This is a genomic window from uncultured Clostridium sp. (genome assembly GCF_937920395.1).
In the GTDB taxonomy this organism is placed as follows: domain Bacteria; phylum Bacillota; class Clostridia; order Clostridiales; family Clostridiaceae; genus Clostridium_AD.
Window position 1 is genome coordinate 1 of the sequence record NZ_CALEVF010000079.1, and the last position, 4,947, is coordinate 4,947.

The 4,947-nt window shown below is 28.5% G+C and carries 4 protein-coding genes; 2 read left to right on the forward strand and 2 right to left on the reverse strand.

Going from position 1 to position 4,947, the window contains the following annotated elements:
• Positions 1 to 1,691 (reverse strand): SPFH domain-containing protein (locus Q0649_RS08420; protein ID WP_298840186.1); only part of this gene is annotated, 1,691 nt, incomplete at its 3' end.
• A 262-nt stretch (positions 1,692 to 1,953) separates the two neighbouring features.
• Between Q0649_RS08420 and Q0649_RS08425 the strand changes: the two genes are divergently transcribed.
• Positions 1,954 to 3,147, forward strand: a complete 1,194-nt coding sequence (locus Q0649_RS08425; protein WP_298840189.1) for a DUF445 domain-containing protein — start codon at positions 1,954 to 1,956, stop codon at positions 3,145 to 3,147.
• Positions 3,148 to 3,149: 2 nt separating this feature from the next.
• A complete protein-coding gene (locus Q0649_RS08430; RefSeq protein ID WP_298840192.1) occupies positions 3,150 to 4,532 on the forward strand; it encodes a DUF445 domain-containing protein in 1,383 nt (460 codons plus the stop codon).
• A 101-nt stretch (positions 4,533 to 4,633) separates the two neighbouring features.
• Here Q0649_RS08430 and Q0649_RS08435 read toward each other — a convergent pair whose 3' ends face one another.
• Entirely contained in the window at positions 4,634 to 4,864 is a 231-nt protein-coding gene (locus tag Q0649_RS08435; protein WP_298840195.1) for a hypothetical protein, read from the reverse strand.
• Between the last annotated feature and the right edge of the window lie 83 nt (positions 4,865 to 4,947).

Here is a 4,947-nt window from a genome sequence, read left to right on the forward strand (position 1 = left end):
GCTAACTGCTCAGCAAGTCTTAATTCAGATTTACCCTTATTATCAGCAACTTCTATATCAATACTTGACTGTGTAAGCGCTGATTGAGCCATTGCTTTTGCCTCTGCCTCATTTAATTCTCTTTGCTTTTCAGCAGATTTTTGCTTAGCTTCATTTGTCTTAATTTCTTCCATAGCTACTTGTCTATCTCTTAACTGTGCAAGAATTTTTTCAATTCTTGTATCACTAACAGATGCAGCTGGTGTTCCAATTAATACCTCTTGTAGCTCTAAATCATATAGTTTAAACTTAGTCTTCATTTCATCTGCTGCCTGTTGTTGAATCTGACTTCTATCTTGAACTAGTTCAATAAGCGTTTTTGTTTGTCCGATATTCTTAAAGTAACCAGCTACCATTGGATCAAGAGATTGTTCTATAAGCATTTTAATATCCCCAAACCTTTGTATAACTGATGACGCTTTTCTATAATCAATGTTAAACACTACTGTTAGCGGTAAATTAGGTTCAAAAGCATCCTTAGTTATCAAACTGATTTCTTTTAAATTGTCATCCAACTTGTGCACTCCAGACTGCCCACTAATCCACTTGAGTATTACATTAGTAGTAGGCACTGGAACAACTTTACCAGCATAAGTATTAAATGCATACTTTCCTGGCATCATAGAATCTCTCCAGATACCTTTTTTCCCCTGCTCTACTAGTTCTCCATGAGAGTACCCAGTTCCTGAAACATCTTCACCTTTATCACCAAAATAACTTACCACAACCCCTACATAACCAATATCTATTATGCTTTTAGGTACTATATCAACAGTTGCAAACATTCTATTAATGAAATAAACTCCATCCGTAAGAACTTGCATCTGCTTACCCTTTCTACCATCTGCCGCTAAAAATTTCTCTGGTTCTTGAAAATTGTTATGATAAAATTCATTATCTATACCATCGCCAACAATAGGTGCTATAATTGCTCCATTGTCAGGTGTTGGCCCCTCATTAATAGTTACAATACCTATAGTATCACGGCTAATTGACTTGTTACCTATTTTTTTATATACAGCGTCAATTTCACTACCATCATCCTGTTGATTATATTGCTCCGAAACTTTTGAACTTGATATAACTACAGGGTTAAATCCACTATCTTTAGCTAAATCACTTCTCATTGTTTCTATTTGAGCTGTTTCTTCTTTCGAAGTATATATTGAGTGTACTCTGTCTTTCGTAATTATAATAAATTGGGCTAAATTAAATGCGTAAGTACCCTCACGAAGGATTTGCCTTTGCGGTCCCTTTTGCCCACCATTATTTAAAAATGCTACAACGTCTTGAAATGACTTACTTTGTGGCACAACCTTACCTAAAGTTTGTCCCTCTCCTAAACCTTCTCCAGACCTTGAAAACACATAAGCTATTTGACCTTGTGGTATAGTTACGAGTCTTACCTTTTTAACCTTGTATTTAAAAGGTGTTTTGAAATGAACACCAGCCCTTAATACTTCTGGTTGGTAACCTGCTTCTCCTTTAAGCGCTATAAGACCATCAGCCGGCACTGACCCACCTGAGCTCCACCATTTTTCAACAATACCTACTTCATCTGACCCTATGCTTGTAGCTCCTATGCCATAAATAATTAAAATTAGTACGACAACTACTATACCTGCTATAATTAATAATGTGTACGGAATCATAATTTTCCCCCTTTATCATTTACATATTATATTTTATTATATAAATGATATTAACATACTATTGTACTATATGTTGACATTTTTAAAATAGTATTCAAAAAACATCAACATTCTATATTCTTGATACTTTTACTCACAAGAAATTGTCCTTTTCCCCTAAGGGTGGTATGCTAAATTATATGGACTAACATTTAATAATAACTCAAATGTAAATATAATCAATTTTATTAAAATAAATCATGTAAAGAAAGTAGGGTTCAAAGTGAATCGTTATAAAGCAACATTAATTTTAATTTTAGCTTCTAGCATTTATATCCTTAGCTATCCCTTTCATAAAACTTTTATAGGTGGCCTTATTTATAGTGGAAGTTGTGCTTCTATGATTGGTGGATTTGCTGATTGGTGGGGTATCAATAAATTACTAAAAAAAACTATTCCAAAGAATAAACAAAAGATTTTCGATGGTCTATCTAATATGGTAAGTGATGAATTATTATCTAAGGATACATTAATAAAATTAATTGGTAAGTATGATACTTCAAGGCTCGTTATTGAATTAGTAAAAAATAATACTGAAATGGAGTATATAAAAAATATACTTAGATTAATGATAAAAGATAATATAAAAAAAATAAACAAAGATGAGTTTTTTAAAATCGCTTCCGATTTAACTCTAAATATTTTGAAAAAGACTGATTTGCATAAATTAATAAGTTCAATTATTGAAGTTTCTTTTAAAACTGAGTATAAGGATAAAGTTTATGAATTTATCATAGATGAATTAATACTGTATTCTCAAAGGGATGATTTTAAAGATATACTTATTAATTTTATAATTGATGCACGTGCTTCATATGAAGGCGAGAGCAAACGGAAGAAATTTGTTGATAGATTTAAAGGAAATAATAATTTAGCAATTGGTATCCAAGAAAAAATCAAAGATTTCCTCGGCAATATAAAGAAACCTAATAATGAGAATAGATTATTACTTGATAAGTTTATTTCTAACAAGTTAGATGATTTTAAAAATAATAGTGATTACAGGTTAAAAATCAGGAATTGGAAACTGGAGTTTTTAAAAACCGTCAAAGTTAAAGAATATATTAATTTAATTTGTGAAAACGTAGGTAATAAAATTCTTAAAAATGAGGATTTATATAATAAACCCTTTGTTATCATAGATAATTGGATAAATAATCTATCTGATAATCTCGATACACAAAAAAGAGTTGACTTATTTTTAAAAGGTCTAATATATAAATTTATAGATGCTAAACATAAAAACGTTGGTAAAATAGTAAAAGAGAACCTTAGCAAATACTCAGATACAATGTTAATTGAACTAATAGAATCAAATGCTGGGAATGACTTACAGCTTATACGAATTAACGGCTCTCTTGTTGGTGGAATAGTTGGTATCATAATATATATTATAAAGCACAGTATAGGAGTATAAATATGATGAAAAATAAAAAAATAGCAGATTTATCAGTTGCCTTACTTATATCATTAGTTATAATAATCACTCTTGTTAAAATGAATTTTGGAAGCAATGAATATTTTGAAATGCTAAGTTTTATAATTGAAGCAGCCCTTGTTGGTGCTATCGCTGATTGGTTTGCCATAACTGCGTTATTTAAAGAACCATTTTTAGTAGGAAAAATACCTATAATAGCATCTCATACTGCTATAATTTCTAAAAACAGAATGATTATAGTAGATGCCGTAGCTAACATGGTTCAAAATGAATTGTTAAGTAAAAAGATATTGAAAAATAAAATAGACGAAATTAATATAGCTGATAGATTAATTGAATTTATTGATAAAAATGTAAGAATGAAGAGTCAATTATATGAAGAACTAATAGACTATTTTATAGAAAAACTAAGTTGTATAGATACTCTAAAATTTGCTTTATTTTTAGAAACAAATCTCAAGCAAAAAATTGAGCCCATAGAAATATCCGTTTATATTAATAAAGCTATCACATTTGGAGTAGAAAGTGAAGAATTCAAAGAATTATTTAACATAATATTAGACAATGTAATTGAATATATAAATAATAAAGAAACATTTAAAATATTAAATAAATTCTCCAATGAAATATTAAAAAAAGAAGCAAACAATCTCTTTATGAAAAAAATCATAGGTATTTTAGAATCCGTTAATGCAATAAATACTTCCGACATTTCAACATCAATTCTTAAACAAGCGAATTTACTTGTTACAAATTTAAAAAATGAAGATGATATATTAAGACTAGAAATAATTGAGCAAATAACATTATTATTTAAAAAAGCAAATAAGGATGATTATGTTAAAAGCTGCATAGATGAATGGAAGATAAACATAATTGAAGAAATTTCACTAAAGGACTATTTAAATGTAATAATTAAAAATATTTTAGAGATTATTACTAAAAAACAAGTTTATTTAAGCAATAATTATCTAAATAATTCTGATAAATCAGAAAAAAGTTTATTAGGTAAAAAAGATATTATCTCTATCGTTTCATGGATAAAAAAAGAATTACAATTTAGTTTTAACAATCTAAAAAATGATAGTACTAATAAAAAAACTATGGATGACTTTATTAAAAAATCAATATTCAAATTTATTGAATCCAAATATCAAAATGTTGGAGCTATAGTTAAACAAGTATTAAATAACATGGATGATAACACTTTAAATGATTTTATAATAAAAAAGGCCGGAAATGAACTTCATGGAATTCGTATAAACGGTTGCATTGTTGGTGCCTTATTTGGCGGATTTGTTTTCGCTCTCACTCATTTAGTTTATGATTTTATATTACCAAATATATTCAATATTAAATTTTAAAATATTTTTAAGTGATGAATTGCTCCATCACTCAAAAATATATATTTTATAATTTCCTGACGTTTTTGCATACTTTTATTACTTATTTTTTAGCTTAGTAACTAAGTTAACTTTCTACCACACATAGGACAATAATCAATCTTAATCGTTTGAAATGATATATCATCCCTCTCAGAATGAATTTCATTTTTACTATCATCAATATACCAATTATTATCCCCTGTTGTACCTAGTAGTTGTTTGCCATCCTTACAATAAGTACAACCCTTTGTATTCGTTAGCTGAATATTAAAATGTTCTTTATGATTATCCATAGTAACACTATAGCCCATAATATTTACTCCTTTTTAATTTATTTAGATTAGCCGATTGCGCAATTCTGCAATCATTGAACCGCCTAACTTTTAAGCCGTTA